The 13,219-nt window shown below is 66.0% G+C and carries 14 protein-coding genes; 7 read left to right on the forward strand and 7 right to left on the reverse strand.

Annotated features, from left to right (window positions below):
- Positions 1 to 31 precede the first annotated feature (31 nt).
- On the forward strand, positions 32 to 292 hold the full coding sequence (locus tag M3I54_RS03795; RefSeq protein ID WP_254333154.1) for a hypothetical protein: 261 nt from the start codon (positions 32 to 34) through the stop codon (positions 290 to 292).
- A 24-nt stretch (positions 293 to 316) separates the two neighbouring features.
- On the opposite strand, the gene M3I54_RS03800 is transcribed toward M3I54_RS03795, so the two are convergent.
- From M3I54_RS03800 to M3I54_RS03810, 3 genes are all read right to left on the reverse strand, one after another.
- On the reverse strand, positions 317 to 1,558 hold the full coding sequence (locus M3I54_RS03800) for a dienelactone hydrolase family protein (RefSeq protein ID WP_254333156.1): 1,242 nt from the start codon (positions 1,556 to 1,558) through the stop codon (positions 317 to 319).
- Between the two features lie 101 nt (positions 1,559 to 1,659).
- Positions 1,660 to 2,301: an HAD-IB family hydrolase gene (locus M3I54_RS03805; RefSeq protein ID WP_254333158.1), complete on the reverse strand. Its 642-nt coding sequence runs from the start codon at positions 2,299 to 2,301 to the stop codon at positions 1,660 to 1,662.
- A 177-nt stretch (positions 2,302 to 2,478) separates the two neighbouring features.
- Entirely contained in the window at positions 2,479 to 3,207 is a 729-nt protein-coding gene (locus M3I54_RS03810; RefSeq protein WP_254333159.1) for a Crp/Fnr family transcriptional regulator, read from the reverse strand.
- Between the two features lie 115 nt (positions 3,208 to 3,322).
- Between M3I54_RS03810 and M3I54_RS03815 the strand changes: the two genes are divergently transcribed.
- Positions 3,323 to 3,862, forward strand: a complete 540-nt coding sequence (locus M3I54_RS03815; RefSeq protein ID WP_254333161.1) for a DUF962 domain-containing protein — start codon at positions 3,323 to 3,325, stop codon at positions 3,860 to 3,862.
- An 18-nt stretch (positions 3,863 to 3,880) separates the two neighbouring features.
- Here M3I54_RS03815 and rarD read toward each other — a convergent pair whose 3' ends face one another.
- Positions 3,881 to 4,774 (reverse strand): EamA family transporter RarD, encoded by an 894-nt coding sequence (rarD, locus tag M3I54_RS03820; RefSeq protein WP_254333163.1) that lies wholly within the window; start codon positions 4,772 to 4,774, stop codon positions 3,881 to 3,883.
- 478 nt (positions 4,775 to 5,252) lie between these two features.
- Between rarD and egtD the strand changes: the two genes are divergently transcribed.
- On the forward strand, positions 5,253 to 6,257 hold the full coding sequence (gene egtD / locus M3I54_RS03825) for an L-histidine N(alpha)-methyltransferase (RefSeq protein ID WP_254333164.1): 1,005 nt from the start codon (positions 5,253 to 5,255) through the stop codon (positions 6,255 to 6,257).
- A gap of 66 nt (positions 6,258 to 6,323) precedes the next feature.
- Here the strand turns inward: egtD and M3I54_RS03830 are convergent, their stop codons facing one another.
- Positions 6,324 to 6,620, reverse strand: a complete 297-nt coding sequence (locus M3I54_RS03830; RefSeq protein ID WP_254333165.1) for an acylphosphatase — start codon at positions 6,618 to 6,620, stop codon at positions 6,324 to 6,326.
- Positions 6,621 to 6,748: 128 nt separating this feature from the next.
- On the opposite strand from M3I54_RS03830, the gene hpnA reads away from it, so the two are divergent.
- On the forward strand, positions 6,749 to 7,771 hold the full coding sequence (hpnA, locus tag M3I54_RS03835; RefSeq protein ID WP_254333166.1) for a hopanoid-associated sugar epimerase: 1,023 nt from the start codon (positions 6,749 to 6,751) through the stop codon (positions 7,769 to 7,771).
- A 109-nt stretch (positions 7,772 to 7,880) separates the two neighbouring features.
- Positions 7,881 to 8,513: a hypothetical protein gene (locus M3I54_RS03840; RefSeq protein WP_254333167.1), complete on the forward strand. Its 633-nt coding sequence runs from the start codon at positions 7,881 to 7,883 to the stop codon at positions 8,511 to 8,513.
- A gap of 80 nt (positions 8,514 to 8,593) precedes the next feature.
- Here M3I54_RS03840 and M3I54_RS03845 read toward each other — a convergent pair whose 3' ends face one another.
- A complete protein-coding gene (locus tag M3I54_RS03845) occupies positions 8,594 to 9,766 on the reverse strand; it encodes a glycosyltransferase (protein ID WP_254333168.1) in 1,173 nt (390 codons plus the stop codon).
- On the reverse strand, positions 9,763 to 10,632 hold the full coding sequence (hpnC, locus tag M3I54_RS03850; RefSeq protein ID WP_254333330.1) for a squalene synthase HpnC: 870 nt from the start codon (positions 10,630 to 10,632) through the stop codon (positions 9,763 to 9,765). Before hpnC ends, M3I54_RS03845 begins: the two co-directional genes overlap by 4 nt.
- A gap of 409 nt (positions 10,633 to 11,041) precedes the next feature.
- On the opposite strand from hpnC, the gene ispH reads away from it, so the two are divergent.
- Together ispH and hpnH are read left to right on the forward strand one after the other, a co-directional pair.
- A complete protein-coding gene (gene ispH / locus M3I54_RS03855) occupies positions 11,042 to 11,986 on the forward strand; it encodes a 4-hydroxy-3-methylbut-2-enyl diphosphate reductase (RefSeq protein ID WP_254333169.1) in 945 nt (314 codons plus the stop codon).
- 12 nt (positions 11,987 to 11,998) lie between these two features.
- Positions 11,999 to 13,150 (forward strand): adenosyl-hopene transferase HpnH, encoded by a 1,152-nt coding sequence (gene hpnH / locus M3I54_RS03860; RefSeq protein WP_254333171.1) that lies wholly within the window; start codon positions 11,999 to 12,001, stop codon positions 13,148 to 13,150.
- Positions 13,151 to 13,219: the final 69 nt, after the last annotated feature.

Here is a 13,219-nt window from a genome sequence, read left to right on the forward strand (position 1 = left end):
GCGCCCCGTCACGCAGAAGGAGGATCAAACGGTGTTCGACGCATACGCAAACGACAACGACGTGCTCAACGTACAAGGCGACGCGCTCACGCTCACGAACGGCACGACGCGCGTGACGCTAGCCGGCACGCTGGAACTCACGCGCGACAAGCGCGGGCTCGCCGCCGCGCTGGCGCTGAAGGCGGCGCTCGATGACGTCGTGAAGAAACTGCAGGCCGACCCGCACCTGCCCGCGAAGGTCGCCGACGAGCCGGACCAGAAGCCCGGCATCGTCGACAATCCGTTCAACTGATCACGCACGCGCGAAACGTACGCGTTAGAACGGCTTGCCTTCGCTCTCGCTCCAGGCGCGCGCCATGAGCGTGTTCGAGGGCAGCGTTTCGTCGAGCAGCTTCTTTGCGCTCTGCGCGCCCGCAATCGGCAGGCCGGTGGGATCGATCGCGCCGATCTGCGCGAGCACCGAAGCCTGATCCCAGTAAATGTGCTCGTTATAGAGCTTGTTGCCGCGAAAGCAGATCACGGCAAGCATCGGCACTTCGAAGTATTTGCCCGTGGGCGCGAGGCCCGGCAGCAGCCAGTCGATCACGCGGTCGTGCGTGCAGCAGAAGATGAACTCGTCCACCACGCGGTCCGAGCCGATGGTCCGCGAGATCGGGATCAGGCGCGTATCCTCCGGGTTCGAATGCACGAAGTGGTGCGTGTAGAAGCGCTTGAGCTCGTCGTGGCCCACGCCGCCCGTCATCGTGGGAATGTGGTTGACGTAGGGCTGCGCGACCATCGTCGGCATCACGTCGCTCGGGTTGCGCGCGACGAACTCGTGATAGCAGTGCTCTTCCCACAGCGCGTTGAAGTCGTAGATCGGGCCGAGCACCCGGCGCAGCATGGCGAGCGTGCGCGAGTAGGCCATCATCGTCGCCGGCTTGTCGTACGTCTTGCGCGAAGACGAAGCGAACGCGTGGTCGCAACCCGGGTACGTATACAGCTCGACGCCAGGCTTGCCCGCCAGCGCCTGCGTGATGCGCTCGCGCGTGGCGGCGTCGCAGTGGGCGTCGTCGGCGCCGAAGTGCAGCATGAGCGGACAGGTGATGCGCGAGGCTTCGCCCAGTTGGTTTTCGAGGCCCACGGCGTAATAGCCGATCGCGCAATCGACATCGGTGCGCGTCGCGCTCAGGTACGCGAGCTTGCCGCCCAGGCAGAAACCCACCACGCCGACCTTGCCGCGATGCTGCGGATGCGCGCGCAGCGCGGCGAGCGTTTGCGCCACGTCTTGCATCGCGAGGGCGACGTCGAAGCGCTCGTAGAGCGAGAACGCCTTCTGCGCGTCGGCGCCTTCGTAGCCGAGATCGACGTTCGGCTCCAGACGCCAGAACAGGTCCGGCACCATCACGACGTAGCCTTCCTCGGCATAACGGTCGGCGAGCGCGCGCATGTAGCCGTTCACGCCGAAGATCTCCTGCAGCAGCACGAGGCCGGGGCCGCTGCCCTCGGGCGGCAGCGCCGTGTAGGCGCGGAATTCGCCGCCGTCGTGCGACTTCACCTGGGTCCATTGTCCGTTCATTGGGGTTGTCTCCTCTCTTCGGTCCGGTTAGTTGCCGTAGGTTAGCGTCGATCTCGCGCCGACGCAGCGCATCGAACCATTCAGGCAGCGCGTCGAACCATTCACGCCGCGCCAAAGCCGCCCGCCACCGCGAGCGGCGGCAGCGCCGACTCGCCGCGTATCCACGCGTACTGCGCAAGCTCGGCCATTTCCTTGTCGCCACGGCTGTCGCCATAAGCGTAGAGCGTAGCTGGCGCGTTCTCCCCCCACCACGCGCGCAACCGCGCGACCTTCTCCGGGCCCCAGCAGTTGTTGCCCGCCAGATGTCCCATGTACACGCCATCGCGCCATTCGAGTTCGCTCGAAAGCACGGTGCCGATGCCGACCGTCTTTGCCCACATGCGCAGATAGATCGACGGCGACGCGCTCACGAGCACGACCTCATGCCCGAGCGCCTGGTGTTCAGCCACGCGCGCGAGCATTTCCGGGCGCAGCAGCGCGGGGAGACGGCGCTCGACGAAGCGCTGCGCGGCGGCTTCGAGCACCTCGCGCCGCACGGCTCCCATCGCGGCGTACAGGAAGCGCGCCTTGGTCGGCCCGCGCGGCGACCAGCCGAGCGGGACGCCGATGAGCGAGGGCAGGCAGCGCAGCGCGGCGGCGGCGAAGCGGGCGGGGCCGGCGGCGTCGAGCATGAACGCGCGAAAGCTGTCGGACGTGGTGATGGTGCCATCAAAGTCGAATGCGGCGACGACGCGGTCGTTCATGAAGCGATATGAGACTGGCGTGGAAGGGAAAGGCGACGCGACTGGCCGCGCCGATCGGGCGTCATTGTCGGCGCAAACGCTATCTTGCCGCAACGCAGCCCAGGCACGCTCTGCAATATTGACGTAATTCGTCAACGTGTATCGATATGGACGTGCATTGACGCCGAAGCATGAGCGTCATTGCGCGTTTAACGCCAGACCCGCGGCATCGACGATCTCGATTTCGCCGTAGCGCAACACGAGCAACCCCTCGCGCGCGAACTGGCGGAGGATCTGGTTCACCGTTTGCCGCGAGAGCGCGAGCATCAGCGCCAGATCCTCCTGCGGCACGTTGATCACGCGGCGCGAGTGCTGCACACCTTGCGTGCCGGCCGCCTCGCCGTACTCGTTCGAGAGCAGCAGCAACCGGCGCGCCACGCGCGCGGAAGCGCCCAGCAGCGCGGTTTCCTCGATCGCGTCGAACGCGCGGCGCAGCTTTTGCGCGAGCAGCAGGCCAAACGCGTGCCAGTATGCAGGCGTTGCGTCGAGCAGCGCCACGAGCGCCGCGCGCGGCACGTGAAAGAGCGTTGAGTCGCGCTCGGCGTAGGCGTCGTGCGTACGCGCCCCGCCATCGAAGAGCGTGATCTCGCCGAACCAGTGCGCCGGGCCGACCACGGCGAGCAGCGCCTCGCGGCCCGCTACGCTCGCCGCCCCCACACGCACCGCGCCTTCCAGCACGCAGTAGAGACCGTCGGCGGCGGCGCCGCGCATGAAGAGGCGCTCGCCCGCCTGCAGCGTGCGCACGCGCCCCGCCGCGCGCAGCGCGTCGCGCAACGGTTCGGGCGCGCCGCGAAACCACGCGCTGCGCTCGAGCGCGGCGGCGGACGGCGAACTGGCAGTGACTGGCGGGACGGAACGTGAAGTCATCGGGGCTGGGCAAGCGGGGGCAAGCGAATCACAAAGCGGCGCAATTGTCGGCTAGCCGAAGGTTTGCGCTCGTCAGCCCGACGATCATAATGATTTTGGAGACAGAGAGACACCCATGAGAAACCTGACCGAGCAACTCACCCAGTACGCGGCTTATCATCGCGACGCGCGCAACATCGGCACCCATTTCGTCGGCATTCCGCTCATCGTGCTCGCGCTTGCGGTGTTGCTCTCGCGACCTGCAATCGCGTTCGGGCTACCGGTTCCCGTCTCGCCCGCGTGGCTCCTGTTCGGCGCCGCGACGATCTACTACCTCGTGCTGGACGTGCCGCTCGGCCTCATGATGGCGGTCGTCTCCGTCGCGTGCGTGGCCTTCGGCGCATGGCTCGCGCAGCAAGGCACCGCCGCGTGGCCAGGCGGCGGCGTGGCGCTGTTCGTGGTCGGCTGGATCTTCCAGTTCGTCGGGCACATCGCGTGGGAGCATCGCAAGCCGGCCTTCGTCGACGATCTCATCGGCCTCATGATCGGCCCGCTCTTCGTGCTCGCCGAAGCGCTGTTCAGCATCGGCTGGCGCCCTGAGCTGCGCGCGGCGATCGAGGCAAAGGTGGGGCCGACGCGTATCAATGCGCCGCGCGCTCAGGAAGCGCGGCAGTAAGCGGCCGTTGCAAATTCCTCAGCGCTCGAACCGTACGAGCCGCGCCGCGTGCACGGCCGTGAGCACGACGGCGAGCCAGATCGGCACGTAAGTCCCGAGCTGGCGCATGCCCAGGTGCTCCCCTAGCAGCGTTACCGAAACGATCACGAGCAGCACCGGCTCGACATAGCCGAGGATGCCGAAGAGCGCCATCGGCAGCAGCCGGCTCGCCTTCAGGTACGAAGCGAGCGCGACGGTGCTGAGCACGCCGAGTCCGGGCAGCAGCACGAAGGCGAGGAACTTGTGCGCGTCGAGCAGCGCGAGCGAGCCGCCCGCGCGCACTTCGATCACCGCTACCGGCACGAGCAGCAGCATCTCCACGGCGAAGGTGACGAGCGAATCCGCGTGAATCTTGCGACGCAGGACGAAATACGGCGGATAGCCGAACGCGACGAGCAGCGTCGGCCACGAGAACGCGTGCGTAGCCCACAACTCGTGCGCCACGCCCACGGCGGCGCACGCCACAGCGAGCCATTGCAGCGGTTCGAGGCGCTCGTGATAGTAAAAGCGCCCCACCAGCACCATGATGAGCGGCAGCAGGAAATAGCCGAGCGACACCTCCAGCATGCGCCCGTGCAGCGGCGCCCACAGAAACACCCACAGCTGCGAGCCCAGCAGCGCGGCGCTCGCCACCAGTGCGAGCGCGGTGCGCGGCTCCTTCACCATGCGCGCGACGAGCGCGCGCAATTGCGGCGCGCGCTTGCGCAGCACCAGCAGGGCCAGCGCGCCGGGCGCGGTCCAGATCACGCGCCACGCGAAAATATCGAGGCCGCCGAGCGGCGCGAGCAAGAGTGTGTAGGCCGACATCAGCGCGAACAGCGCCGAAGCGCCCACGGAAAGCGCAACGCCGCGCCGGGGTTCGTACTGGTTCATCGGGATGCGCAGGGACGGAAAGCGAAAACCACGGGATCGCGAGCGGCGCGTTGCGTAGATTTCGCGCGTGCGGGTAAGAACGTTGTCATTTGAATTGGATATTGAATAAGGCGCGGGCCGGCGAAACCATCGGCGAGACCGCATTCTAGTCGCGTTTTGGCGACGGCAGGCGGCGCAAACCCACGCCGGACAAGGCGGGCACACGCCGTGCGCGCTCGCGGGCCAGGAGCCGGCCGAGCAATTTAGTCCGGCAGATCGCGCAACGATGGACTAGAACGTAAGTCTCGCCACGCCAGCCCGCCGTCGCCTTAACCAGCTGGAATTCGCGGCTGGAATTCGCGGCTGGAATTCGCTTCGATGAGCGAGATTTCACCGGGGCCGCAGGAGCCGCGCCTGGCTTATCCCGGAGCGCCACGCCAACGCCCGCCGCCGAGATTCACGACGCCGTCCCCAACGTCCAACGCCCCCTGGAGCCCGCATGCCACTTTCTGCGCCCCGCCCCGCCGTTGCCGACCCCGCGCGCGCATTCGCCCTTTCACCCGCCGCCAGCGCATTCGCCGCCGAAGTGCGAGCAGGTTTGACGCGCTCGCCGCAAAAGGAACTGCCGTCGAAGTATCTGTATGACGAAGTCGGCTCGGCCCTCTTCGAGGTCATCACCGTGCTGCCCGAATACGGCGTCACGCGCAGCGAGGAGCGCCTGCTCACGCGCTACGCGTCCGAAATCGTCGAGGCGCTGCCCTCCGACGTGAAAGTCGCCGAACTCGGCAGCGGCAGCGGCCGCAAGACGCGCCGCATTCTCGAAGCGCTATGCCGCAAGCGCCCCACGTCGTATTGCCCGATCGAGATTTCGCGCACCGCGCTCCAGCTGTGCCGGCGCGAGCTGGCCGACATCGAGCGCATTTCGATCGTCGGCTACGAGCGCGACTATCTCGCCGGGCTTTCCGAAGTGAGCCGCCAGCGCAAAGAGGGCGAGCAACTGCTCGTGCTCTTCCTCGGCAGCACGATTGGCAACTTCGCGCGCCTCGCGGCCACGCGCTTCCTGCGTGACATCCGCGCGATGCTGCGCCCCGGCGACACGCTGCTGCTCGGCACCGACCTCGTGAAGCCCGTGGACACGCTGATCGCCGCCTACGACGACGCCATCGGCGCCACGGCCGCGTTCAACCTGAACCTGCTTGCACGCATCAACCGCGAGCTGGACGCCGACTTCGACCTGCACGACTTCGAGCACGTCGCGCGCTTCAATCCGGACGTGCGCAGCATCGAGATGCATCTGCGCGCGAAGCGCGACGTGCACGCCGAGGTGCACTCGGCGAATCTCGCCGTCGAGATCGGCGCAGGCGAGACGATCTGGACCGAGAGCAGCCACAAATATCACGCCGACGAAATCCCGGCGATCGCCGCCGACGCGGGCTTCGAATGCACGCGTCAGTGGGTCGAAAAGGAATGGGGATTCGCGGAGAGCCTGCTGGCCGTGAAGTAAGCGGCGTCCGAAACGAAAAAGCGGTGCGCCAGATGCCTGGCGCACCGCTTTTTTATCGGGCGATTCTTAATGCTGCTCGAAGCGTTCGTAACGTTTTTCGCTCAGGCGTTCCTCGCTTTCCACCGAACTGACACGCGCGGCCGGCGGCCCGTGGCGCAGCCACGAAAGCATCCGGTCCACCTGGTTCGCCGTGCCCTGGATCACGGCTTCGACCGAGCCGTCCTCCATGTTCGCGACGTAGCCGCGAATGCGCAACGCGTGCGCCTGGCGCACCGTCGCATGACGAAAACCCACGCCCTGCACCGTCCCGCGCACGCGCACGTAGTACGTTTCGAGGCGCGTATCCAGATCCGGTTCGCTCATTGTTCGTTTCTCCATGCATCCTTTACGGTCGGCATTGTAGACGCCAACGCGCACACGCGCCGGGCCCGCGCCACGTACAATCCGTGCCACGCCGCCGCGCCAACACCGAACATGGAAACGACCCAGCAATGACCGACACCTCCCGAGCCAACCGCGATCTCGTGCTGATCACCGGCGCGTCCGGCTTCGTCGGCTCGGCCGTCGCCCGCATCGCGCAGGAAAAGGGCTATGCCGTGCGCGTGCTGGTGCGCGCGACGAGCCCGCGCAAGAACCTCGAAGCGCTCGACGCCGAAATCGTCACCGGCGACATGCGCGACGCCGCCTCCATGCGCCGTGCGCTCGACGGCGTGCGCTACCTCTTCCACGTGGCCGCCGACTACCGCCTCTGGGCGCCCGATCCGCACGAGATCGAGCGCGCCAACCTCGAAGGCGCAGAAGCCACCATGCGCGCGGCGCTCGACGCGGGTGTGGAACGCATCGTCTACACGAGCAGCGTGGCCACGCTCAAGGTCACGAGTTCGGGCAACTCCGCCGACGAAACCTCGCCGCTTACCCCCGAGCAGGCCATTGGCGTGTACAAGCGCAGCAAGGTGCTTTCCGAGCGTGCCGTGGAACGCATGATCGAGCGCGACGGCCTGCCCGCCGTGATCGTCAATCCGTCCACGCCGATCGGCCCGCGCGACGTGAAGCCCACGCCCACGGGCCGCATCATCGTCGAAGCGGCCACCGGCAAGATTCCCGCGTTCGTCGACACCGGCCTGAACCTCGCGCACGTGGACGACGTGGCGAACGGCCACTTCCTCGCGCTGGAACGCGGACGCATTGGCGAGCGCTACATTCTCGGCGGCGAAAATCTGCCGCTGCAGCAGATGCTCACTGATATCGCCGGCATGGTGGGCCGCAAGCCGCCCACGATCGCGCTGCCTCGCTGGCCGCTCTATCCGCTTGCGATGGGCGCGGAAGCCGTGGCGCGCTTCACGAAGCGCGAGCCGTTCGTGACCGTCGATGCGCTCAAGATGTCGAAGAACAAGATGTATTTCACGTCGGCGAAGGCGGAACGCGAGCTGGGTTATCGCGCGCGGCCGTATCGCGAGGGCTTGAAAGACGCGCTCGCGTGGTTCCGCGAGGCCGGGTATCTGAACGCCAGATGAGGGAAGCTGAGGAAACTGTTACAACTTTTCTTGCAACATGCGTACAACGCCTGAAGGGCAATGCACGCGAGCAACGGGTAAAATCGCAGGTCTTACCTGAGAAGCTCGAATGAATCTTCAAGACCAGATTGGCGTGCTCGAAGCGGGCGTCGATCAGCTCCTTCAGGCCGCCGCCGCCGCGCACGCACCGCGCGCCGATGAACGCGCCGCCGCAGTTCCCCAGCAGGAATCTCCCGTTGCAAGCAGCGAAGCGGAGCAAGCCGTCGCTGAGCAGCCGCGATCCGTTGCCGTCGATACGGCCGCGGATGCGGCCGTCGCCGCCGCGCCCGCAGATACCGTTGAAGCCGCCAATGCAACCGTGACCGACACTGCCGAAGCCATCGAACCCGCTGCCGAGGCGGCCAACGCTGCGCATGCGCAGCCCGAATTGCACGTGGCGCGCCCGTCGCAGAACGAGATCACGCTGACGATCGGCGGCCAGACGGTGACGCTCAACGCGCTGCAAGTCGGCCAGATGATCGAGGAACTGTCGAACGCACGCGCTTCGATGCAGCCCGAACCGCCGCCCGGCATTCCGCAAGGCTGGCGTTTCGCATCGACGAAGAATCCGATGATGGCCGTGCAGAAACAATCCAACGGCGACCGTCTGCTGGTGCTGCGCCACACGGGCCACGGCTGGGTGCCGTTCACGTTCTCGCCCGACATCGCCGTGCAGATGTACATGATGCTCACGCAGCGCTAACGCGCGAGCGGACACCGTCAAAACGAAAAAGCCGTCGAAATCGACGGCTTTTTTCATGGGCTGCTCTGACAACGAGCGCCTCAACGCACGGGCGCCTGCACACGCGCCTTCCACTGACCGCCCTTGCCCCGCCAGAAGCGCCACGCCGAAGCGAACGTCGCGCCGACGTAGAACAGCGCGACGAGCGGCAGGAACGGCGCCCACAGCGGCGAGCGCCGGTAATAGGCAAGCATGGGCGAGTAGGCGCAGCACATCAGCGCCCAGGCGATCCACGCGGGCCAGCCCTTCGGCCCGAGCACGAGCGCGACCACGGGCGGCGCGAGATAGATGATCGTCATGCCGAGAAGCGTGCCCGCGAGCTGCCACGCCGAGTAGCGCAGCTGCGTGAACGCCGTGCGCGCGATCATGTTCCAGATGTCCTTCCACGAATCGTACGGGCGCAGCGACACGCTCTTCGCGGCAACGTCGAGCCGGATCGGGTGATGCCCTTCGCCGCGATGCTTGATGCGCGCAGCAAGGCTGCAGTCGTCGATCAGCTCGGCGCGGATCGACTCGATACCGCCCGCCTCTTCGAGCGCCTGGCGGCGCACCAGCATGCAGCCGCCGGCCGCGGCCGCCGTGCGGTTCTTCGGGTTGTTGACCCACGAGAACGGATAGAGCTTCGCGAAGAAGAACACGAAGGCCGGGATCAGCGCCTTTTCCCAGAATGAATCGCAGCGCAGCCGGACCATCAGCGAGACGAGGTCGCGGCCTTCGGCCTGCGCGCGCACCACGAGCTGCACGAGCGCTTCGGGCGGATGACCGATGTCGGCATCGGTGAGGAGCAGGTAGTCGGCGGGCAGCTTGAGCGTGCGCACCGCCTCGATACCCTGCGACTGCGCCCACACCTTGCCCGACCAGCCCGCCGGCAGCGGCTTGGCGGTAATCACACTGAGCTTTTCCGGGCACTGCAGCGCGAGCGCGGCGGCGCGCGCGGCTTCCGCGGTGCCGTCGGTGCTGTGGTCGTCGATCACGATCACGTGAAACTCGCCACCGTAGTCCTGCTGGAGCAGCGAGCTGACGGCCTCGCCAATCGCGTCGGCCTCGTTGCGCGCCGGCACCACGGCGCACGCGGCGGGCCAGCCGTCCGCGGGCTCGACGATCGGCAGCGGCTCGGCCGGGCGCGCGCGCCAGAAACCGCCGCGCCCGAACAGCAGCACGAGCCAGATCAGCAGCGAGAGACAGGAGACGGCAAACAGAACGGTCGTAGTCATGCGTTGTTACTCTCGATCGAAGGTGCGCGCACGCCCACGCGGCGCGACAGCCACATGGCCGCCGTGCGCAGGAGCACCACGGCCCAGTCGGGTGCGCGCAGCGCAGGCCGCGCGCGGAACACATCGTAGTCGTTACGCTCGATGACTTCGAGCATGCGCAGGCCGCCGTGCACGACGCTACAGAGTTCGAGGCCGAAGCGCCCCGGCACGCGCAGTGCGAGCGGCGCGCCGCTTACCATCAGCGCCTTCGCCCGCGCCACTTCGTTCGACATCAGCCCGCGCCAGGCGTCGTCCACGACGCCAGCGGCAATTTGCGGCTCCGTCACGCCGTAGCGCTGAAGATCTGCGAGCGGCAGGTAAATGCGGCCGCGCGCCCAGTCGGCGCTCACGTCCTGCAAGAAGGTGACGAGCTGCAAGGCGGTGCAGATCGCGTCGGAATCGGCCAGATTCTCGGGCGTCGCTTCGTGGATCAGATGCAGCATCAGATGGCCGACCGGGCTCGCCGAGCGCCGGCAAAAGTCCAGCAGCGCGAAGCGGTCGGCGTAGCGCGTCGTGTCGATATCCTGATCGAACGCCGCGACGAGGTCGTAAAACGGCGCGAGCGGCAGGCGGCACTCGCGCACCACGTCCGCGAGCTTCGCGAACAGCATGGGGTGCACGCGCGCGGGACGCCCTTCAGCCACGGCGTTCAGGCCTTCGCGAAAATCGGCTAGGCGCGTGTGGCGCTCCTCGGAGCTCCAGTCGCCTTCGTCCGCGATGTCGTCGAGCGTGCGCGCGACGTGGTAGATCACGCCGACAGGCACGCGCAGCGCCTTCGGCAGCAGTACGCGCGCTACCGGAAAATCGTCGTAGTGGTCGGGTTCCATCGAGGCGTCCAGAATGGGGTCGTATCCCCGGGTGCCATCCAGGCAACCCGCAGGACGCGACATTTTAAGGGTTCCCGTGGTATGTTGCACCGCGCAACGCCGGGATGCCTGCTCCGGGCGCCGTCCTTCGCAGCGTGCGCGACGCGCTTTGCGCGGGCCGTGGAAGCGCCACGCAGCAGGCTTTTCGGAAAAAAAAGGACGCTAACCGGGCTCCGCCGTCGCGCGCACGCCGCACCTGCGAGTGCTCCACACAGCAAACGAAAGGCGAAGGGGTTAAAATGCGCGTCTGGTTTTTACTCCGTCACCCCTTTGGCGGATTTTTGCATCCTTAATAATTAGACAGCCGCAGGCGATCAGGTCATTTTTACCGATTCGCTCGCCTTCTGCGGCAGTCGGAGTTCGCCACCTTATGCGAGTGATCCTTGCCCAACCCCGCGGCTTTTGTGCGGGGGTTGTCCGCGCTATCGAAATCGTCGATCGCGCACTGCAGAAACACGGCGCGCCCGTCTACGTGCGCCATGAAATCGTCCACAACCGTCACGTGGTCGAAAACCTGCGCAACAAGGGCGCGCGTTTCGTGGAAGAGCTCGACGAAGTCCCGGAAGGCGCCGTGGCGATTTTCAGCGCCCACGGCGTGGCGAAGACCGTGGAACGCGCCGCCGAGGAACGCGACCTCGACGTGCTCGACGCCACCTGTCCGCTCGTCACCAAGGTTCATGTGCAGGGCCGCCAGTACGTCGCGGCGGGCCGCACGCTGATCCTGATCGGCCATGCCGGTCACCCTGAAGTGGAGGGCACGATCGGCCAGATTCCCGGCGCCGTGCTTCTCGTGCAGAGCGAAGCCGACGTTTCGAAGCTCGATCTGCCGCTCGATGCACCGCTCGCGTACGTGACGCAAACCACCCTTTCGGTGGACGACACGCGCGGCATCATCGACGCGCTGCTCACGCGGTTCTCCGACATCGTCGGGCCGGACACGCGCGACATCTGCTACGCGACGCAGAACCGGCAGGCGGCGGTGCGCGAACTGTCTGATCAGGTGGAGGTTCTGATCGTCGTCGGCGCGACGAACAGCTCGAACTCGAATCGTCTGCGCGAGATCGGCAGCGAAACGGGTGTGCCGAGCTACCTCGTCGCCGACGGCTCGGAAGTGAAGTCCGAGTGGTTCGCCAATGTGCAAACGGTCGGCATCACGGCCGGCGCATCGGCGCCTGAAGAAATGGTTGAGAACGTCATTGACGCGCTGCGCGCGTTGGGGCCTGTCGAGGTGTCGACGATGGCGGGCCGTGAAGAAAAAGTCGAATTCAAGCTGCCGTCGAAGCTCTTGCAACCGCTCGTCGCGCGCGAAGTTTAAGGAGGACACGCTTTGTCTATTCCGCTGCTACAAAAAGTCCGCGTTGGCTCGTACATCTTTCGCCAGCATTTCAGCGGCAACAAGCGCTATCCGCTCGCGCTCATGCTCGAGCCGCTGTTCCGCTGCAATCTCGCCTGCAATGGCTGCGGCAAGATCGACTATCCGGATCCCATCCTGAACCAGCGCCTGTCGCTGCAGGAATGCCTCGAGGCAGTCGATGAGTGCGGCGCGCCGGTCGTTTCCATCGCAGGCGGCGAACCGCTGCTGCACAAGGAAATGCCGCAGATCGTGAAGGGCATCATGGCGCGCAAGAAGTTCGTGTATCTCTGCACGAACGCGCTGCTCATGGAAAAGAAGATGGACGATTACGCGCCGAACCCGTACTTCGTCTGGTCGGTGCACCTCGACGGCGACCGCGAAGCGCACGACCACTCGGTCTCGCAGGAAGGCGTGTACGAAAAGGCCGTCGCGGCCATCAAGGAAGCCAAGCGCCGCGGCTTCCGCGTGAACATCAACTGCACGCTGTTCAACGACGCCGTGCCCGAGCGCGTGGCGAAGTTCTTCGACACGGTCGGCGAGATCGGCGTGGACGGCATCACGGTGTCGCCGGGTTATGCGTATGAGCGCGCGCCGGACCAGCAGCACTTCCTGAACCGCGACAAGACCAAGAACCTGTTCCGCGAAATCTTCAAGCGCGGCAACAACGGCAAGAAGTGGTCGTTCAGCCAGTCGAGCCTGTTCCTCGACTTCCTGGCCGGCAACCAGACCTACGAATGCACGCCGTGGGGCAACCCGGCGCGCACGGTGTTCGGCTGGCAAAAGCCGTGCTATCTGGTCGGCGAAGGTTACGTGAAGACCTTCAAGGAACTGATGGAAACCACCGACTGGGACAAGTACGGCACGGGCAAGTATGAGAAGTGCGCGGACTGCATGGTCCACTGCGGCTTCGAGGCCACCGCCGTGATGGACACAGTCGCGCATCCGCTCAAGGCGCTGAAGGTCGCGATAAGCGGCCCGAAGACCGAAGGCGCATTCGTGAAGGACATCCCGCTCGAGGGCGCGCGTCCGGCTGAATACGTGTTCTCGCGTCACGTCGAGATCAAGCTCGAAGAGATCAAGATCGCGGCCAAGACCAAGAAGCCGGCTACGGTCGCGGCTAGCTAAAGCGGTTTCCGCCACAGGCGGATGAAAAGCAAAAAGGGCGCAACGGTTTTAGCCGTTGTGCCCTTTGTC

The sequence above is a fragment of the Paraburkholderia sp. CNPSo 3274 genome, from assembly GCF_024206475.1.
In the GTDB taxonomy this organism is placed as follows: domain Bacteria; phylum Pseudomonadota; class Gammaproteobacteria; order Burkholderiales; family Burkholderiaceae; genus Paraburkholderia.

Excerpts from the sequence above, each read along its gene's own strand:
- M3I54_RS03800 (WP_254333156.1), bottom strand. The coding sequence starts at position 1,558 with ATGAACGGACAATGGACCCAGGTGAAGTCGCACGACGGCGGCGAATTC.
- rarD (WP_254333163.1), bottom strand. The coding sequence starts at position 4,774 with ATGAACCAGTACGAACCCCGGCGCGGCGTTGCGCTTTCCGTGGGCGCT.
- ispH (WP_254333169.1), top strand. The coding sequence starts at position 11,042 with ATGCGAGTGATCCTTGCCCAACCCCGCGGCTTTTGTGCGGGGGTTGTC.
- M3I54_RS03845 (WP_254333168.1), bottom strand. The coding sequence starts at position 9,766 with ATGACTACGACCGTTCTGTTTGCCGTCTCCTGTCTCTCGCTGCTGATC.
- M3I54_RS03840 (WP_254333167.1), top strand. The coding sequence starts at position 7,881 with ATGAATCTTCAAGACCAGATTGGCGTGCTCGAAGCGGGCGTCGATCAG.
- M3I54_RS03830 (WP_254333165.1), bottom strand. The coding sequence starts at position 6,620 with ATGAGCGAACCGGATCTGGATACGCGCCTCGAAACGTACTACGTGCGC.
- M3I54_RS03810 (WP_254333159.1), bottom strand. The coding sequence starts at position 3,207 with ATGACTTCACGTTCCGTCCCGCCAGTCACTGCCAGTTCGCCGTCCGCC.
- M3I54_RS03805 (WP_254333158.1), bottom strand. The coding sequence starts at position 2,301 with ATGAACGACCGCGTCGTCGCCGCATTCGACTTTGATGGCACCATCACC.
- hpnA (WP_254333166.1), top strand. The coding sequence starts at position 6,749 with ATGACCGACACCTCCCGAGCCAACCGCGATCTCGTGCTGATCACCGGC.
- egtD (WP_254333164.1), top strand. The coding sequence starts at position 5,253 with ATGCCACTTTCTGCGCCCCGCCCCGCCGTTGCCGACCCCGCGCGCGCA.
- hpnC (WP_254333330.1), bottom strand. The coding sequence starts at position 10,632 with ATGGAACCCGACCACTACGACGATTTTCCGGTAGCGCGCGTACTGCTG.
- M3I54_RS03815 (WP_254333161.1), top strand. The coding sequence starts at position 3,323 with ATGAGAAACCTGACCGAGCAACTCACCCAGTACGCGGCTTATCATCGC.